At 71.0% G+C, this 16,964-nt stretch carries 16 protein-coding genes; 8 read left to right on the top strand and 8 right to left on the bottom strand.

The window, feature by feature from the left end:
- Window positions 1-77: 77 nt before the first annotated feature.
- On the bottom strand, window positions 78-1,322 hold the full coding sequence (gene serB / locus IG94_RS0136125; RefSeq protein WP_031047625.1) for a phosphoserine phosphatase SerB: 1,245 nt from the start codon (window positions 1,320-1,322) through the stop codon (window positions 78-80).
- Window positions 1,323-1,882: 560 nt separating this feature from the next.
- Between serB and IG94_RS0136115 the strand changes: the two genes are divergently transcribed.
- A complete protein-coding gene (locus IG94_RS0136115; protein ID WP_031047619.1) occupies window positions 1,883-4,456 on the top strand; it encodes an ABC transporter ATP-binding protein/permease in 2,574 nt (857 codons plus the stop codon).
- Window positions 4,457-4,579: 123 nt separating this feature from the next.
- Here the strand turns inward: IG94_RS0136115 and IG94_RS0136110 are convergent, their stop codons facing one another.
- The 3 genes from IG94_RS0136110 to IG94_RS0136100 all read right to left on the bottom strand — a co-directional run bounded on the left by IG94_RS0136110 (window position 4,580) and on the right by IG94_RS0136100 (window position 7,519).
- Complete coding sequence (locus IG94_RS0136110) at window positions 4,580-5,278, bottom strand: transglycosylase SLT domain-containing protein (protein WP_031047609.1); 699 nt, start codon at window positions 5,276-5,278, stop codon at window positions 4,580-4,582.
- Window positions 5,279-5,663: 385 nt separating this feature from the next.
- Complete coding sequence (locus IG94_RS0136105) at window positions 5,664-6,827, bottom strand: S-adenosylmethionine:tRNA ribosyltransferase-isomerase (protein ID WP_031047606.1); 1,164 nt, start codon at window positions 6,825-6,827, stop codon at window positions 5,664-5,666.
- On the bottom strand, window positions 6,824-7,519 hold the full coding sequence (locus tag IG94_RS0136100; RefSeq protein WP_031047603.1) for an SDR family NAD(P)-dependent oxidoreductase: 696 nt from the start codon (window positions 7,517-7,519) through the stop codon (window positions 6,824-6,826). The genes IG94_RS0136105 and IG94_RS0136100 overlap by 4 nt, the downstream gene beginning before the upstream one ends.
- Before the next feature lie 232 nt (window positions 7,520-7,751).
- Between IG94_RS0136100 and IG94_RS0136095 the strand changes: the two genes are divergently transcribed.
- From IG94_RS0136095 to chpE, 3 genes are all read left to right on the top strand, one after another.
- Complete coding sequence (locus IG94_RS0136095) at window positions 7,752-8,930, top strand: GAF domain-containing sensor histidine kinase (protein WP_031047601.1); 1,179 nt, start codon at window positions 7,752-7,754, stop codon at window positions 8,928-8,930.
- Complete coding sequence (locus IG94_RS0136090; RefSeq protein WP_031047596.1) at window positions 8,923-9,564, top strand: response regulator; 642 nt, start codon at window positions 8,923-8,925, stop codon at window positions 9,562-9,564. The genes IG94_RS0136095 and IG94_RS0136090 overlap by 8 nt, the downstream gene beginning before the upstream one ends.
- 202 nt (window positions 9,565-9,766) lie before the next feature.
- The gene (chpE, locus tag IG94_RS0136085; protein WP_031047593.1) at window positions 9,767-10,015 is read left to right on the top strand and encodes a chaplin ChpE; all 249 of its coding nucleotides are present in this window, start codon (window positions 9,767-9,769) and stop codon (window positions 10,013-10,015) included.
- A gap of 154 nt (window positions 10,016-10,169) precedes the next feature.
- Here chpE and IG94_RS0136080 read toward each other — a convergent pair whose 3' ends face one another.
- A complete protein-coding gene (locus IG94_RS0136080; RefSeq protein WP_031047591.1) occupies window positions 10,170-10,952 on the bottom strand; it encodes a hypothetical protein in 783 nt (260 codons plus the stop codon).
- Between the two features lie 153 nt (window positions 10,953-11,105).
- Here IG94_RS0136080 and IG94_RS0136075 point away from each other — a divergent pair, with 153 nt between their 5' ends.
- The 3 genes from IG94_RS0136075 to IG94_RS0136065 all read left to right on the top strand — a co-directional run bounded on the left by IG94_RS0136075 (window position 11,106) and on the right by IG94_RS0136065 (window position 13,561).
- Complete coding sequence (locus IG94_RS0136075; protein WP_031047589.1) at window positions 11,106-11,903, top strand: ABC transporter ATP-binding protein; 798 nt, start codon at window positions 11,106-11,108, stop codon at window positions 11,901-11,903.
- 54 nt (window positions 11,904-11,957) lie between these two features.
- Window positions 11,958-12,389 (top strand): NfeD family protein, encoded by a 432-nt coding sequence (locus IG94_RS0136070; RefSeq protein WP_031047586.1) that lies wholly within the window; start codon window positions 11,958-11,960, stop codon window positions 12,387-12,389.
- 230 nt (window positions 12,390-12,619) lie between these two features.
- A complete protein-coding gene (locus IG94_RS0136065) occupies window positions 12,620-13,561 on the top strand; it encodes an SPFH domain-containing protein (protein WP_031047585.1) in 942 nt (313 codons plus the stop codon).
- 162 nt (window positions 13,562-13,723) lie between these two features.
- Here IG94_RS0136065 and IG94_RS0136060 read toward each other — a convergent pair whose 3' ends face one another.
- The 3 genes from IG94_RS0136060 to IG94_RS0136050 all read right to left on the bottom strand — a co-directional run bounded on the left by IG94_RS0136060 (window position 13,724) and on the right by IG94_RS0136050 (window position 15,803).
- On the bottom strand, window positions 13,724-14,230 hold the full coding sequence (locus IG94_RS0136060; RefSeq protein ID WP_031047582.1) for an HNH endonuclease: 507 nt from the start codon (window positions 14,228-14,230) through the stop codon (window positions 13,724-13,726).
- A gap of 200 nt (window positions 14,231-14,430) precedes the next feature.
- On the bottom strand, window positions 14,431-14,970 hold the full coding sequence (locus IG94_RS0136055) for a YbhB/YbcL family Raf kinase inhibitor-like protein (protein ID WP_031047577.1): 540 nt from the start codon (window positions 14,968-14,970) through the stop codon (window positions 14,431-14,433).
- Between the two features lie 50 nt (window positions 14,971-15,020).
- Window positions 15,021-15,803, bottom strand: coding sequence for a sporulation protein (locus tag IG94_RS0136050; protein ID WP_031047574.1), 783 nt, complete (start codon window positions 15,801-15,803; stop codon window positions 15,021-15,023).
- 161 nt (window positions 15,804-15,964) lie between these two features.
- Here IG94_RS0136050 and IG94_RS0136045 point away from each other — a divergent pair, with 161 nt between their 5' ends.
- Window positions 15,965-16,606, top strand: coding sequence for a DNA-3-methyladenine glycosylase (locus IG94_RS0136045; protein WP_031047572.1), 642 nt, complete (start codon window positions 15,965-15,967; stop codon window positions 16,604-16,606).
- Window positions 16,607-16,964 lie beyond the last annotated feature (358 nt).

Genomic DNA, 16,964 nt, shown 5'->3' with positions numbered 1-16,964 from the left:
GGGCTGACCGACCCGCTCGGCGCAGGGCCCGGCCACCACACGGCGCGGGCCCCACGTCCGCAGTGCGCGCTGGTCCCTCAGACCCGGTCGAGCGGCAGGCCCAGGCCCGCGCCGAGATCCTCGTCCAGCGTGTCCGCGGCCTCGACCTCCTCGCGGGTGATGCCCAGCAGGTAGAGGACCGTGTCCAGGAAGGGCACGTTCACCGCGGTGTGCGCCGCCTCGCGCACCACCGGCTTGGCGTTGAAGGCGACCCCCAGTCCGGCCGCGTTCAGCATGTCCAGGTCGTTGGCGCCGTCACCGATCGCCACGGTCTGCGACAGCGGTACACCCGCCTCGGCGGCGAACCGGCGCAGCAGCCGTGCCTTGCCCGCCCGGTCCACGATCTCCCCGGTGACCCGGCCGGTCAGCCGTCCGTCGGCGATCTCCAGCGTGTTGGCCTGGGCGAAGTCCAGCCGCAGCCGTTCCTTCAGATCGTCGGTGACCTGGGTGAAGCCGCCGGAGACGACTCCCACCTGGTAGCCGAGCCGCTTCAGGGTGCGGATCAGGGTGCGGGCGCCCGGCGTCAGCCGCACCTCTGCACGGACCTTCTCCACCACCGAGGCGTCCAGCCCCGCCAGCAGCGCCACGCGTGCGTGCAGCGACTGCTCGAAGTCCAGTTCCCCGCGCATCGCGGCCGCCGTCACCTCGGCGACCTTGTCCTCGCAGCCGGCGTGCGCGGCGAACAGCTCGATGACCTCGTCCTGGATCAGCGTGGAGTCCACGTCCATCACGACCAGGCGCTGTGCCCGCCTGTGCAGCCCCGCCGCCACGACCGCGATGTCCACGCCGAGCGCCGCGGCCTCGGTGGCCAGCGCGGTCCGCAGGGGCTCGGTCTCCGCACCGGACACGGCGAACTCGACGGCCGTCACCGGGTACTTCGCCAGCCGGAAGATGCGGTCGATGTTGCTGCCGGACTCGGCGATCCGGGCCGCTATGGCCGCCGTGGCCTCGGCGGTGAGCGGGTGGCCGAGCACCGTGACCAGAGAGCGGCCGAGACCGCGCGGCCGGTTGTCGCCGATGCCGGAGATGATCTCCGCCTGCAGTTTCAGCGACTCGGCCCAGCTGTGGACGGTCGCCCGCAGATCGCCCTCCAGGCCGCGGGGCGGCTCGGACACGAGCGCGCACAGCACGATCCGGCCGCGGGTGACGACCTGCTCGATGTCGACGACGTCGACGGAGTAGGCGGCGAGAGTGTCGAACAGGGCGGCCGTGATGCCGGGCCGGTCCTTGCCGAAGATCTTGACGAGAAGCGTGGGAACGTCAGAGGTCTGCGTAGCGCTCATGGTGTTTCCACCGTATCCGGCACTCGGTGCCGTGCGCTGCCGAGGTCCGCCTGACGGACAGCCGGGCAAGCACGCGGCGCCCGCCCCGGCTCACTGATGCCGGTAGCGCCCCTCTGTCACCATTACGGCACTCTGTGTCAACAGTGCCGCCCGCCTGCCGACGAGGGCGAGCGGGCGGGCAAGGGCGAGCGGGGCAGTGGGGAATGGCGGGATGTCGACGGCCGTGTGCGCCTCCATACCTTTCAGCCCGAACGCGGACACATCGCCGGACGGTGGCAACGCACCACCCGCCTCGAGCGCCGCGGCTGCCGCGACGGCCACGACCGCCGCGGGTGATCTGCCCGGCGGGCCCGCCGCGCGCATGTCCCCCTCGCGTGGAATGCCACTCTCCGCGCAGGTTTCAACCCCGGCGGCGACAACGGCCGATGGGCGCCTACGCACTTTTCACAAGGCCCGACTTTCGGTCAGGGCCCCGAGCCTGAAATAGTTCCCCCCGATGTTCGACATCCCTAGACTCCCCGCGACGGGGGTACATCGGGGGACAACTCAGTGGGGCTGGAGTGCCGGAACTCGTACTGGAATCCAATGGACAGACCTGGACGCTCGACCCGTCCCGGTCGTACGCGCTAGGACGCGATCCGCAGGGGGAGCTTGTTTTTGACGACGCCAGGGTCTCCTGGCGGCATGCCACGATCAGTTTCAACGGCCGCAGTTGGGTGGTCGAGGATCACGGCAGCACCAACGGCACCTTCGTGCACGGGCAGCGGGTCCAGCAGATGGAACTCGGCGCCGGCACGGTGCTGAACCTGGGCAACGCCACCGACGGGCCGCGCGTGAGCCTGACCGGCGCCCAGGCCGCCGTCGGCACGCCGCAGGCCCAGCCGCAGCAGCAGCCGTACGCCGCGCAGGGCGCGAACGCGGGCTGGGCGCAGCAGGCCCCGGTGCAGGAGCCACCGCAGCAGGCCGCGCAGCACGGGCATCCGCAGCAGGCACCGCAGCCCGGCTGGCAGCAGCAGCCGCAGCAGGCCGCACCGCAGCCGCAGCAGGCCGCGGCGCACTTCCCGCAGCAACAGGGACCCGGCGGCGCGGCGGGGGCGCCACCGGCACACGGCGACCGGAGCCCGACCACGTTCCACCAGTTCTCGCTCGGGCGTGTGATGCGCATCGGCCGTGCCCTGGAGAACGAGCTGGTCGTCTCCGACCTGCAGGTGTCCCGCAATCACGCGGAGTTCCACGCGACGCCCGACGGCCGCATGGAGATCCGCGACCTGGGCTCGCACAACGGCACGTACGTCAACGGTCTGCCGATCGCGAAGGGCGGCTCCCAGCTGCTCGGCCCGACCGACATCGTGGGCGTCGGCCACTCGACGTTCCGGATCGTCGGCGACCGGCTCGAGGAGTTCGTCGACACCGGTGAGGTGTCCTTCTCCGCCCGCCACCTGACCGTCACGGTCGACGGCGGCAAGCAGATCCTCAAGGACGTCTCCTTCGGCGTACCCGAGAAGTCGCTGATCGCGGTGATCGGCCCGTCCGGATCCGGCAAGTCGACCCTGCTGAAGGCGCTCACCGGGTACCGGCCCGCCGACCAGGGCGAGGTCCTCTACGACAACCGGAACCTGTACAAGCAGTTCGCCGAGCTGCGCCAGCGCATCGGTCTGGTCCCGCAGGACGACATCCTGCACAAGGAGCTGACCGTCAAGAAGGCCCTCAAGTACGCGGCGAAGCTCCGCTTCCCGGCCGACACCACGGCCGCCGAGCGCGACTCCCGCATCGACGAGGTGCTGCGCGAGCTGAAGCTGGACATCCACAAGGACAAGAAGGTCACGTCCCTGTCCGGCGGCCAGCGCAAGCGCGTCTCCGTCGCCCTGGAGCTGCTCACCAAGCCGTCGCTGATCTTCCTGGACGAGCCGACCTCCGGCCTCGACCCGGGCATGGACCGCGACGTCATGCAGCTGCTGCGCGGCCTGGCCGACGACGGCCGCACGGTCCTCGTCGTCACCCACTCGGTGGCCGAGCTGGCGACCTGCGACAAGCTCCTCGTGATGGCGCCGGGCGGTTCGGTGGCGTACTTCGGTCCGCCCGAGGAGGCGCTGAACTTCTTCGGCTACGACACCTGGGCCGACGTCTTCTCCGCCTTCGAGAACTACCGCGACTACGACTGGGCGGGCCGCTGGAAGGGCTCGCAGCACTACCAGATGTACGCCGCCGACATCGACGCCGTGGCGCCGCAGTGCGTACAGGTGCCCGCGATGCAGGCGATGAAGCCGCCGAAACCGCAGGGCTGGATGTCCCAGTTCGTCACCCTGGTCCGGCGCTACGTCTCGGTGATCGTCTCCGACAAGGGCTTCCTCGCCCTGACGGTGATCCTGCCCGCGGTGCTGGGCGCGGTCAGCCTGCTCATCGACCCGGACAAGGGCCTGCTGCCCAATCCCGCCAACCCGCAGACCGGCCGGATCATTCCCAACGGCACCGCCACCACGGTCCTGCTGATCCTCGCGGTCGGCGCCTGCTTCGCCGGCGCCGCGAACTCCGTCCGCGAGCTGATCAAGGAACGGGTCATCTACGAGCGGGAACGCGCGACCGGCCTCTCCCGGTCCGCGTACCTGATGTCCAAGGTCTTCGTGCTCGGCACGGTCACCGTGCTCCAGGGCCTGCTGGTCGGCGTGATCGGCTTCGCGACCCGGGAGATCCCCGAGGAGGGCCTGGTCCTGAGCGGCCTGCCCCTGGTCGAGCTGTCACTGCCGATCATGGCGCTGGGCTTCACCTCGATGATGTTCGGCCTGATCATCTCCTCGCTGGTCAAGACCGCCGAGAAGACCATGCCGCTGCTGGTCATGTTCGCGATCATCCAGGTCGTCTTCACCGGCTGCCTCTTCGCCCTGAACGACGCGGTGGGCGTCAACCAGTTCTCGTACCTGATGCCGTCGCGCTGGGCGGTCGCCGCGGCCGGTGCCACGCTGGACTTCAATAAGATCAGCCCGCCCGAGCAGGGATCCGAGGCCGACCCGCTGTGGGAGCACACCGTCGGCGCCTGGGGCCTGGACATGGCGGCCCTGATCGTCCTCGGCGTGATCTGCGGCTTCTTCGTGGCCCGCTTCCTGCGCCGCCACGAGCCCGAGGTCATGCGCAAGTAGCAGGTGGCCGGGCGGCTCGCAGCCCCCTCGCACGCCCCGAAGGGCGGCACCCCGTTCAGTGGGGTGCCGCCCTTCGGCGGTGGATTCGGCGTCGGCGACGTCGTGAAGAGGTCCGCGCCGACCTCAGTACGCGCTGTCGACGTTGTCCATGGTGCCGTACTTGTCCGCGGCGTAGTTGCACGCGGCGGCGATGTTGGCGACCGGGTCGTAGATGTCCCAGGACGTGCCGGGCACGTGGTACGCCTTGAACGTCGGCGGGATCACCTGGAGCAGGCCCTTGGACGGGATGCCGTTGATGGCGTTGATGTCCCAGTCGTTGATGGCCTTCGGGTTGCCGGACGACTCCCGCATGACGTTGCGGTGGATGCCGTCGTAGGTACCCGGGATGTCGTGCTTGGACAGGATGGCCCGGGCCTCGCGGATCCAGCCGTCGAGGTTGTCCGGGTAGGACTTCGCGGCCTTCTTGACCTCGGTGCGCTCGGCGGAGCGGCTGGTGGACTTCTTCGTCTCGTGCTTCTCGACGGCCTTCTTCGTGGTGGTGGCCTTGTTCGAGGCCGCCTCCTTCTTGGCGTCGATCGCGGCGACCTTCTGGCTCGCGCCGGCGAGCTGGCCGGTGACGCCGGCGTCCACGTCCTTGATCTGCTTGGTGCTGTACTCCACCTTGGCCGTGGGAGCGGCCTCGCTGGTGGTCGACTGGCCGCTGGCCGGGACGGCGGTGAGGGCGACGGCGGCGGCGCCGAGCGTGCCGACGCCGGCTATCGCGGCCTTCTGGGTGCGGTTCAGGCTTCGACTGCGACCACGGGGAAGGATGTTCTTGAGCATGGCGGGATAGACCTCTTCGAATAGCGCGGAGGTCGCTCTCGTCCGGTGGGGACAGTTGGTGCTTGGGGCACAAACACCGCGGACCGAAACCCGCAGCGCTGAGCGACGAAAGCAATTCTTAGCGGTCGCAAAATTCGGTGGCAAAGGTGTGACGTACGATCCGAGGTAGTGGATCAGGGTCGGGTGAAAAGGGACAGAGGGGACTGTTTCCCCCGGTCAAAACGGACGAGTCGCTCTCCTAATCCTCTTCGTACGTGACGTGCGCCCTATGCGCGGGCTCACATCCGACCCCCGCCGGTCTCACGTTTTGTTGCTGAAGCAATGCGATGCGTGAGTGCCTGCCCGAGCCTGCCCGCGCCTCTCCGCACCGCAGTGCCGCTGCCGCCTACGGCAGCAGGAGATGGACGTCGCCGAACTCGTGCCACAGGTAGCGCCCGCGCACCGCGGCGTCGTACCCGCGGTCGATCGCCGCCCGCCCCGCCACCGCCTCCAGCATCAGCAGATGCGAGGCCTCGGGCTCGTGCAGCCCCGTGAGCAGGCCGTCCACCACCCGCACCCCGCGCTCCGGAGTCACGACCAGGTCGGTCCACCCCGCCGCCGCCCGCACGACCCCGCCGGCCCCGGCCGCCGACTCCACCGCCCGCACCGCGGTCGTCCCCACCGCGATCACCCGCCCGTCACCGGCACCGGCCGCGTTGATCAGCCGCGCCGACGCCTCCGGCACCGAGAACCGCTCCGGATACGGAGGCTCGTGCACCTCCGCCGAGGCCACCCCCGTGTGCAGCGTCACCGGCGCGAACTGCACCCCGCGGCTCACCAGCTCCGCCACCAGCCGCGCCGTGAAGGGCCGCGCCGCACTCGGCATCTCCGCGCTGCCCGTCCCGTCCGCGGACGGCAGCGCGAACACCGTCTGGTACGCCGACAGCGGCTGGTCCCGCTCCGTGTAGGAGTAGCGGATCGCCCGCCCGTGCTCCCGCAGCACCGCCGGCACCTCCGCCCCCGACACCCGCGCCCACCACAACCGGTCCCCGCGCACGCTCAGCGGTTCCTCCAGCACCAGCCGCGCACCGCCCGGCAGCCGCACCTGGGCCCCCGCCGGACCACCACCGGCCGCCGCGGGCAGCGCCCCGCGTCCCCTTACTCCCGCACGCGCGCGCGTGCGGGAGGTTTCTTCCGCTGCTTCCGTTACTTCCGCACGCGCGCGCGGGGTGCCCGGCGCGCCCGCACGCGCGCGCGTGGTGCCCCTCCCGTCCGGTTCCCGCAGCTCGACGGCCCACCGTCCGTCGTCCCCGCGCGTGGAGAAATGCACCACCACGCGCGTGTGCCCGACCCGGCCGTCCACGGCGGCGGCCAGCGTGGGCGACGTGTTGACCACCAGCAGATCCCCGGCCCGCAGCAGCCCCGGCAGCTCCCCGAAGACGTGGTGCGACACCTCCCTGCCGTGCGACACCAGCAGCCGTACGCCGTCCCGGTCCCGGCCGGCCCCCCGCTGCTCGGCCGGAACCCGGGCCGACAGCTCCTCGGGCACCCTCAGTGCCGGCCCCCTCACCGCTCCTCCAGCAGCGCCGGAGCCCCGTACCGCCCACTGGCCGGCCGCTCGTCCAGCAGCCGCAGCAGCGCCGGTACGACGCTCACCGGATCGGGCCGCGGATCGTCGTCGTCCGGTACGGCGGCCGCGTACAGGTCCGTGGCCATGTCCCCCGGATCGACCGCCCAGACCCGCAGCCCCGGCTCCTCGGCGCCCAGCACCGCCGCCAGCTGGTCCAGGGCCGCCTTCGACGCCCCGTAACCGCCCCACGTCTCGTACGCCTCGGCCGCCGCGTCCGAGCTGACCGTCAGCACCGCACCCGCCGGCGCCGCCCGCAGCGACGGCAAAGCCTCACGCACCAGGCCCAGCGCCGCCACCACGTTCACCTCCAGGGCCCGCCGCAGCCCGTCCAGCGGCAGCTCCGCCAGCCGCACCAGCGGCTCCGCGCCCAGCGCGCTCGCGTTGCTCACCAGCAGATCCACGCCGCCCAGCAGCCGCGCACCCGCCACCAGGGCCGCCCGGTGCCCGGCGTCGGTGACGTCCCCCGGCAACGCCGTCACCCGCGCGCCATACGCCTCCAGCGCCGTCGCCGTCCCCTGGAGGACCTCGGCGTCCCTGGCGTCCACGACCAGGTCCCAGCCGCGCGCCGCCAGGGCCTCGGCGAACGCCCGGCCCAGTCCCTTCGACGCCCCCGTGATGATCGCTACCGGCATGACACACGTCCCCTTCGTCGTCCCCGCCGCCCGGTCGGCCCGGCGTGATCCTCAACGTAGGAAGCGCGCCCCACCGGCCACCTCGGGCACGGGCCCCAACCGGCCAGGGCCCTTCGCCCTAGGCCCGGCGGAGGGGACCCCCGGCCCGGGCCGACAGACCTAGGACCACCGCCCCAGGCGCGGCGGTCACAGGGCCGATCCCGCTGTCACCCCCCACCGGTACCGTGAGGACATGAGCCACGGCCCCCGGTCCGGCCTCGCGGCGGTCAGTTCCGCGCTGCTGGCCATGAGCAGGCACCTCGAGGTGCGCGACGTCCTCAAGACGATCGTCGCCTCGGCCCGCGAACTGCTCGACGCGCAGTACGCCGCCCTCGGCGTACCCGACGACCACGGCGGCTTCGCCCAGTTCGTGGTCGACGGCGTCAGCGACGAGCAGTGGAAGGCCATCGGCCCGCTGCCGCGCCAGCACGGCATCCTCGCCGCGATGCTCCACGAGGCCACTCCGGAGCGCCTCGCCGACGTCCGCAAGGACCCGCGCTTCGGCGGCTGGCCGTCCGCCCACCCCGACCTGGTCGACTTCCTGGGCCTGCCGATCCGCGACGGCGACGAGGTCATCGGCGCCCTGTTCCTGGCCAACAAGCTGCGCCCCGAAGGCCAAGACCCCGCACACTCCCCGTGTCCCGAACCATCGGGCACCTGCGGCTTCACCCCGGACGACGAGGAACTGCTCGGCATCCTCGCCCAGCACGCCGCGATCGCCCTCACCAACGCGCGCCTGTACGAACGCAGCCGCGAGCTGACCATCGCCGAGGAGCGCTCCCGCCTCGCCCACGAGCTGCACGACGCGGTCAGCCAGAAGCTGTTCTCCCTGCGCCTGACCGCCCAGGCCGCCACCGCCCTGGTCGACCGCGACCCCGCGCGGGCCAAGGGCGAGCTGCACCAGGTCGCCACCCTGGCCGCGGAGGCCGCCGACGAGCTGCGCGCGGCCGTCGTCGAGCTGCGCCCCGCCGCCCTGGAGGAGGACGGCCTCGTCGCCACCCTGCGCACCCAGATCCAGGTCCTCGACCGCGCCCACGCCGCCCGCGTCACCTTCGCCGGCCACGGCGTCAAGGCCCTGCCCGCCGCCCAGGAGGAGGCCCTGCTGCGCGTCGCCCAGGAGGCCCTGCACAACGCCCTGCGCCACTCCGGGGCCGCGCACGTCGAGGTGACCCTGAAGCGGCAGGACTCCGGGGCAGTCCTGCGCGTCACCGACGACGGCGGCGGTTTCGACCCGCGCGCGGTCCGCCGCGCCGGACGCCACCTGGGCCTGGTCTCGATGCGCGACCGGGCAGGCGGCACCGGCGGCAGGCTGACCGTGCACTCCGCGCCCGGCGAGGGCACCACGATCGAGATGGAGGTACCCGGTGGCTGACCCGATCAAGGTGCTGCTCGTCGACGACCACCAAGTGGTCCGCCGGGGCCTGCGCACCTTCCTGGAAGTACAGGACGACATCGAGGTCGTCGGCGAGGCCGCGGACGGCGCCGAGGGCGTCGACCGCGCCCAGGAACTGAGGCCCGACGTGATCCTCATGGACGTCAAGATGCCGGGCATGGACGGTGTCGACGCCCTCCGCAGGCTCCGCGAGCTGGACAACGACGCGCGCGTGCTGGTGGTGACCAGCTTCACCGAGCAGCGCACCGTGGTCCCGGCCCTGCGCGCGGGTGCCGCCGGCTACGTCTACAAGGACGTCGACCCCGACGCGCTCGCGGGCGCCATCCGCTCCGTCCACGCCGGCCACATCCTGCTCCAGCCCGAGGTCGCGGGCGCCCTCCTGAGCCAGGAGGAGAGCAACTCCGGCCCCGGCAGAGCGGGTTCCCTCACCGAACGGGAGCGAGAGGTGCTGGGCCTGATAGCGGACGGCCGCTCCAACCGGGAGATCGCCCGCGCGCTGGTGCTGTCCGAGAAGACCGTGAAGACCCACGTCTCGAACATCCTGATGAAACTCGACCTGGCGGACCGCACCCAGGCCGCCCTGTGGGCCGTACGCCACGGCGTGGCCGGCTGACCCGTACGAGCCGGCCCTCGTACGAGCCGGCCCCGGTACGAGCCGGCCCCGGTACGAGCCGGCCCGGCGGAGGGTTCCCCTACGGTCTGAGATTCATACCGTCGTGGGAATGTCCCCCGTATGGCGCATCCTCCGAGGGGTTCGGCCGTTCTCCAGTGCGTGCCGCGGCGACTGCCGCGGTGATCGCAAGGAGGGCTTTCAAGTGAAGAACCTGAAGAAGGCAGCGGCCGTGTCGATGGTGGCCGGCGGGCTCATGGTCGCCGGTGCGGGCATGGCCTCCGCCACCGACGGCGGCGCCCACGCCCACGGCGAGGCCATCGGCTCCCCGGGCGTCGCCTCCGGCAACCTGGTCCAGGCGCCGATCCACATCCCGGTCAACGCCGTCGGCAACAGCGTCAACGTCATCGGCGTCCTGAACCCGGCCTTCGGCAACCTGGGTCTCAACCACTGACCCGGACCACCCCAACGCCGCCCCTCGGCCCTCCCGCCTCAGCCGCGGGCAGTCGCGCCGCTGGGGCGGCACGGGTGGGCGCAGCGGTACCCGGCCGGCGCCGGTTCGCCGCACCCCGCCCGGCACCGCCGCAGGGCACCCCGACGGGAAGCGTTCACCGCATTCCCCGCTCCGCCACAACGGAGTTGTACGCCGCGACCTGCGCCCGCCGAGCCACCCGCTCCACCGGCCTGAGCGCCTCCCCCCGCGCCGCGATCTCGGACGCGCTCACCGCACCCCCGTGCCCGTTCTCCGAGGCCAGCGTCACCAGCGCCCCCACCCGCTGTGCCAACTCCAGCACCCGCACGGCCCGCGGCGGATACCCCGGCGCCAGCACCTCCCGCCCCTGCTCGGCGCGGGCCCGGTACGCCTCGATCGCGGCCTCCGCCACCGGCCCCGACCCGGCCACGTCCAGCCGCGTCAGCACCTCCGTCGCGTCGCGCAGCGCCTCCGCCAGCTCCCGCTCCGCCTCCCCGAGAGACGGCACGTCCGCCGGGGGAGCCTCCCGCACCGGCAGGCAGTGCCACACGACCTCGACGTGCACATCCCCCTCGGGCCCCGCCTCGTACACCTCCGGCACCAGCCCCAGGGCGGCCCCCTCGCAGATCACCGCCTCCTCCGCCTCCAGCGCCCGCGCGTTGAAGTCCGGCGGACCGCTCAGCCCCAGCGGATGCCCCGGCGCGGGCAGCGCGACCCGCAGCCCGCTCGCCCCGAGCGCCCGCAACCGCCCGAGCGCCAGGGTGAGACCGACCGGCGCCGATTCGCCGGGCAGTCCCTCCACCCGGTGCACCGCGTCCTCGCCGACGATCGCGACCACGGCGTCGTCCGGCGAGACCATATGGGCAATAAGGGCATTTCCCCAGGCGGCAAGGCGCCCTGCGCGTGGTTCCGAGAGCATCCCCCCACCCTAAGGACCGGACCGATGGAACGGTGAAGCCGACCGGTGGCGTAGATTTCCTGGAGGGGCCTGCGCCCACCGGCGCCGCGGTCCGAGCCACAGGTGTACGCGACAGCCGAGACCGGCCACAATGCAAGGGGAGACAACGCGCTCATGAGCGATGTTCTGGAGCTTCAGGACGTATCCGTGGTCCGCGAGGGCCGGGCTCTGGTGGACCAGGTCTCCTGGTCGGTCAAGGAGGGCGAGCGCTGGGTCATCCTCGGCCCCAACGGCGCCGGCAAGACCACCCTCCTCAACGTCGCGTCCAGCTACCTCTACCCGAGCACCGGCACCGCCACCATCCTCGGCGAGACCCTCGGCAAGCCCGGCACCGACGTGTTCGAACTGCGCCCGCGGATCGGCGTCGCCGGCATCGCCATGGCCGACAAGCTGCCCAAGCGCCAGACCGTCCTGCAGACCGTGCTGACCGCCGCGTACGGCATGACCGCCGGCTGGCAGGAGGAGTACGAGGACATCGACGAGCGGCGCGCCCGCGCCTTCCTCGACCGCCTGGGCATGACCGAGTACCTGGACCGCAGGTTCGGCACCCTCTCCGAGGGCGAGCGCAAGCGCACCCTGATCGCCCGCGCCCTGATGACCGACCCCGAACTGCTCCTCCTCGACGAGCCGGCCGCCGGCCTCGACCTGGGCGGCCGCGAGGACCTCGTCCGCCGCCTCGGCAGGCTCGCCCGCGACCCGATCGCGCCGTCCATGATCATGGTCACCCACCACGTCGAGGAGATCGCCCCGGGCTTCACCCACGTCCTGATGATCCGTCAGGGCAAGGTCATGGCAGCCGGTCCGCTGGAGCTCGAACTCACCTCCCGCAACCTGTCCCACTGCTTCGGACTCCCGCTCGTCGTGGAGCAGGCGGGGGACCGGTGGACCGCGAAGGGGCTCCCCCTGTCCTGAGCCGCCCCCCGTGCGCCCTGTCCCCGACAGGCCCAACGGACCTACCATGACAGCGTGAACGACATCGACGCATGGGTGTGGTGGCTCGTCGCCGCGGCAGCGCTCGGCATTCCGCTCGTCGTGACCGCGATGCCGGAGTTCGGGATGTTCGGCGTCGGCGCGATCGCCGCCGCAGTGACCGCCGGGCTCGGCGCGGGCGTTGTCGCCCAGGTACTCGTCTTCGTGATCGTCTCGGTCGCCCTCATCGCCGTCGTGCGGCCCATCGCCGCCCGGCACCGCGCCCAACAGCCGCACATGGCTTCCGGCGTGGACGCGCTGAAGGGCAGACAGGCCGTCGTCCTGGAGCGGGTCGACGGCGCCGGCGGCCGGATCAAACTCGCCGGGGAGGTCTGGTCGGCACGCGCCCTGGACACCGGGCGCGCCTTCGAGGCGGGCGAGGAAGTGGACGTCGTGGAGATCGACGGGGCCACGGCCGTCGTCATGTGAGCCCGGGATGCGACCTCGACGCGCACAAGTGGGCCGAACGGTCCCCGAGTCGTACGACGGTCTGTCAGACTCGACCAGCAAGATCCTCAACAGCCGTAGGATCAGCAGCAGTCAGATCAGTCAGGTCAGTCGGTTAAGCCAGGTAAGTAGGATCTGATCACTAGGATCCACAGGATCCGGTCAGAGGATCTGCCGGAGCGCCGAGGCGGAGAAGGGGACGGACAACCACGATGGAACCGGTCATCATCGTCTTGATCATCCTGGTGGTGTTGGTCTTCATCGCCCTGATCAAGACCATCCAGGTCATTCCACAGGCCAGCGCGGCCATCGTCGAGCGCTTCGGCCGCTACACGCGGACCCTGAACGCGGGCCTCAACATCGTGGTCCCGTTCATCGACACCATCCGCAACCGCATCGACCTGCGCGAACAGGTCGTCCCGTTCCCGCCGCAGCCGGTCATCACCCAGGACAACCTGGTCGTGAACATCGACACCGTCATCTACTACCAGGTGACCGACGCCCGCGCCGCGACCTACGAGGTCGCCAGCTACATCCAGGCGATCGAGCAGCTCACCGTCACCACGCTGCGCAACATCATCGGCGGCATGGACCTGGAGCGGACCCTGACCTCCCGCGAGGAGATCAACGCGGCCCTGCGCGGCGTCCTCGACGAGGCCACCGGCAAGTGGGGCATCCGCGTCAACCGCGTCGAGCTGAAGGCCATCGAACCGCCCACCTCCATCCAGGACTCGATGGAGAAGCAGATGCGCGCCGACCGCGACAAGCGCGCCGCGATCCTCCAGGCCGAAGGTGTCCGGCAGTCCGAGATCCTGCGCGCCGAGGGCGAGAAGCAGTCCCAGATCCTCCGCGCCGAGGGTGAGGCCAAGGCCGCCGCCCTGCGCGCCGAGGGCGAGGCCCAGGCCGTCCGCACGGTCTTCGAGGCCATCCACGCCGGTGACCCGGACCAGAAGCTGCTTTCCTACCAGTACCTCCAGATGCTCCCGAAGATCGCCGAGGGCGACGCCAACAAGCTCTGGATCGTCCCCAGCGAGATCGGCGACGCCCTCAAGGGCCTCTCCGGCGCCATGGGCAACATTCCCGGCCTGGGCGGCGGCAACGGCGGCGCGAGCGTCCCGGCCCAGGAACGCCGCGAGAAGCCGTCGATCGACTAGCGGCACTTGCTCGACGCCCGTACGGCCCGCGCCCTGACAAGGGGCGCGGGCCGTATCAGTGTGCGGCTCTGCCGCGCGGATGCGACAAGCCGCGACGAGCCCCAGCCGGGCCGGGGTCGGTCAGAGGCCGGTCAGAGGCCGGGAAACCCTACGGCGGAGCCGTCACGCAGCCTCCAGCGCCAACCACTCCGGCAGCGCCGCGAAGTCGTCCCGGGCCAGCGCCAGCAGCATCGCGTCGGCGGGCGTCGGCTCGAACGGCTGGCGCAGCAGCGGCATCCCCGCCTGCTCCGGAGTCCGGTTCGCCTTGCGGTGGTTGTCCTGCGCGCACGAGGCCACCGTGTTCAGCCACGTGTCCTGGCCGCCGTGCGAGCGCGGCACCACGTGGTCGACGGTCGTCGCCCGCCGCCCGCAGTACGCGCACCGGTGCCGGTCGCGGACCAGCACACCCCGCCTCGACCAGGGAGCCCGTCTTCGGAACGGCACCCGTACGTACTGGCACAGCCTGATCACTCGGGGCGCGGGTATGTCGAGCGCGGCTCCGCGCATCCGCAGCGAGGGGTGGGCCTGCTCGACGACGGCCTTGTCCTGAAGCACCAGAACGACGGCTCGGTTCAACGTCACCGTCGACAACGGCTCGAAGCTCGCGTTCAGTACCAGCGTGTCCCGCATACCAGCCCACCTCCCGTGCGCACCGGCCCACCCCCTGGCGGGCTGGGATCAACTCTGGCCGGGCACGCCGGGATGGACAACGCAATATCTGCTGCTCCGCGGGGCGAAGTCCCCCCGCCACCCCTGCAACAAAAAATGCCCGCCCCTGATCCATTCCAAGACCAGGGGCGGGCAAACGTTCCATGAACGCCCGGGACCGCTCAGCCCTCCGCGGGCACCTCGTACTCACCGATCAACTGCGCCCGCGCGATCGTGTGGAACCGCAGGTTGAAACCGACGAAGGCGGGAGTTCCGTCCGCGTCCGGGCCGAGCTTCTCCTGGTCCACGGCGTAGACCGTGAACACGTACCGGTGCGGACCGTCCCCGGCCGGCGGCGCGGCACCGCCGAACTCCTTGCCGCCGTAGTCGTTGCGCGCCTGTACGGCGCCCTCGGGCAGTCCCTCGAACGTGCCGCTGCCCGCGCCCACCGGCAGCTCGGTCACCGAGGCCGGGATGTCGAACACCACCCAGTGCCAGAACCCGCTGCCCGTCGGCGCGTCCGGGTCGTAGCACGTGACGGCGAAGCTCTTGGTCTCGGCGGGGAAACCCTCCCAGCGCAGCTGCGGAGAGGTGTTGCCGGCCGCGTGGACCTGAGCATCCTTGAGCGTCCCGCCCTCCCGGACGTCCTCGCTCGTGACCGTGAACGACGGCACGGGCGGGTGGAAGTCGTGGGGGAGTGGACGCCGCTTCAGCTCGGTCACCTCGGTACCTCCTGAATGGTCTGGTGCAGAGATGACCGAGCCTAGATCTTCTAGAACCAGTTCCGCTTGCTGCCGACCTCCGACAGCCACTGGTTGAGGTACGCCGCCCAGTCGGTGCCCTGGTAGTCGTTCAGGCCCACCTGGAAGGAGCGGAACGTGTCGCTGCCCTCACTGAACAGCCCCGACTTCTTGTCCATCTCCAGCACCACGTCCATCGCCTGGGCGTCGGCCACGAAGCTCAGCTCGACCTGGTTCAGCCCCCGGTACTGCTGCGGCGGGAAGAACTCGATCTCCTGGTAGAAGGGGAGCTGCTGCCGCGTGCCCCGGATGTGGCCCCGCTCCATGTCCGCGTTCTTGAAGCGGAAGCCCAGCTGGATGAACGCGTCCAGGATCGCCTTCTGCGCCGGGAGCGGGTGCACGCCGACCGGGTCCAGGTCGCTGGAGTCCACGGCCCGGGCGATCGCCAGCTCGGTGCTCACACCGATGTGCATGCCGCGCAGCGACTGCCCGTCGATCACCGTGATCGGGGTCTCCCACGGGATTTCGAGCCCGAACGGCACCGCGTGGACCGCACCGGCCTGCAGCTGGAAGGCGCCCCCGAGCTGCACCTTGGTGAACTCGATGTCCTGCTTGTACTCCTGGTCGCCGCTCTCCACCTCGACCTTGGCCTGGAGGCCGACCGACAGTCCCTGGATCTCCTGGTCGACCTCCCCGCCCTGGATCCGCACCTCGCCCTGGACGACTCCCCCCGGAACGACGTTGACCTCGCTCAGCACGGTCTCCACCGAAGCCCCGCCGGCCCCCAGGCTCGCGAGCAGCTTCTTGAACGCCATGTCTCTCCCTCTCCAGGCATACGCGTGTATCGCATACGAGTGAATCCTCGATCCCTACAAACGCGATCCGGCCGTGACCGGTTCCGCGCCCCACACCCTGGCAAGGCGGACGCCCCCTGACCACCCCGCTAACCGACCCGGCTGCGTTACGCTCGGACGGCATGATCGCGAGCCCCGACCGTACGCCCCTGCCCAGGGAATTCTTCGACCGCCCCATCCTCGAAGTCGCCCCGGACCTCCTGGGAAGCATCCTGGTCCGCACCACGCAGGACGGCCCGATCGCCCTCCGCCTGACGGAGGTGGAGGCGTACGACGGTCAGAACGACCCGGGCTCGCACGCCTACCGCGGACGCACCCCCCGCAACGACGTGATGTTCGGTCCCCCGGGTCACGTGTACGTCTACTTCACCTACGGCATGTGGTTCTGCATGAACCTGGTCTGCGGACCCGAGGGCAGGGCGAGCGCCGTGCTGCTGCGCGCCGGCGAGATCGTCGAGGGAGCGGAGCTGGCCCGGACCCGACGGCATTCCGCCCGCAACGACAAGGAACTGGCCAAGGGCCCGGCCCGTCTCGCCACCGCCCTGAACGTCGACCGCGCCCTCAACGGCACGGACGCCTGCACGTCCGGGGACACCCCGCTGCGCATCCTGACCGGCACCACCGTCCCCGGTGACCAGGTACGCAACGGTCCCCGTACCGGCGTGGCCGGCGAAGGGGGCGTCCACCCCTGGCGCTATTGGGTCGCCGACGACCCGACGGTGAGCCCTTACCGGGCCCATGTCCCGAGGCGCCGCCGCAGTTGACTCCTCTTTGGGGGACGCGTAAGGTAGCCCGAGCCGCTTGACCCGGGTACGGCAATCGCCTGCAGCCGGAAGCGGCCAACCCACTACCTACGACTTCCCTCAGCGGGAGCGAATTCGGCGTGCCTGCATGCCTGAATTCATCTCGCCGGACCCGATTATGAGTCCGCAGAGGAATCGGCTAATGTAGTGAATGTCGAAAGGCCGACGGACGGAAGTCCGAAAACCTCGACGAATCCCAACCGACAGGGAATCGGATCGAAAAGATCTGATAGAGTCGGAAACGCAAGACAGCAAGACCGAAGGGAAGCGCCCGGAGGAAAGCCCGAGAGGGTGAGTACAAAGGAAGCGTCCGTTCCTT

The sequence above is a fragment of the Streptomyces olivaceus genome, assembly GCF_000721235.1.
Lineage (GTDB): Bacteria > Actinomycetota > Actinomycetes > Streptomycetales > Streptomycetaceae > Streptomyces > Streptomyces olivaceus.
This window is presented reverse-complemented; position numbering and strand designations above follow the sequence as displayed.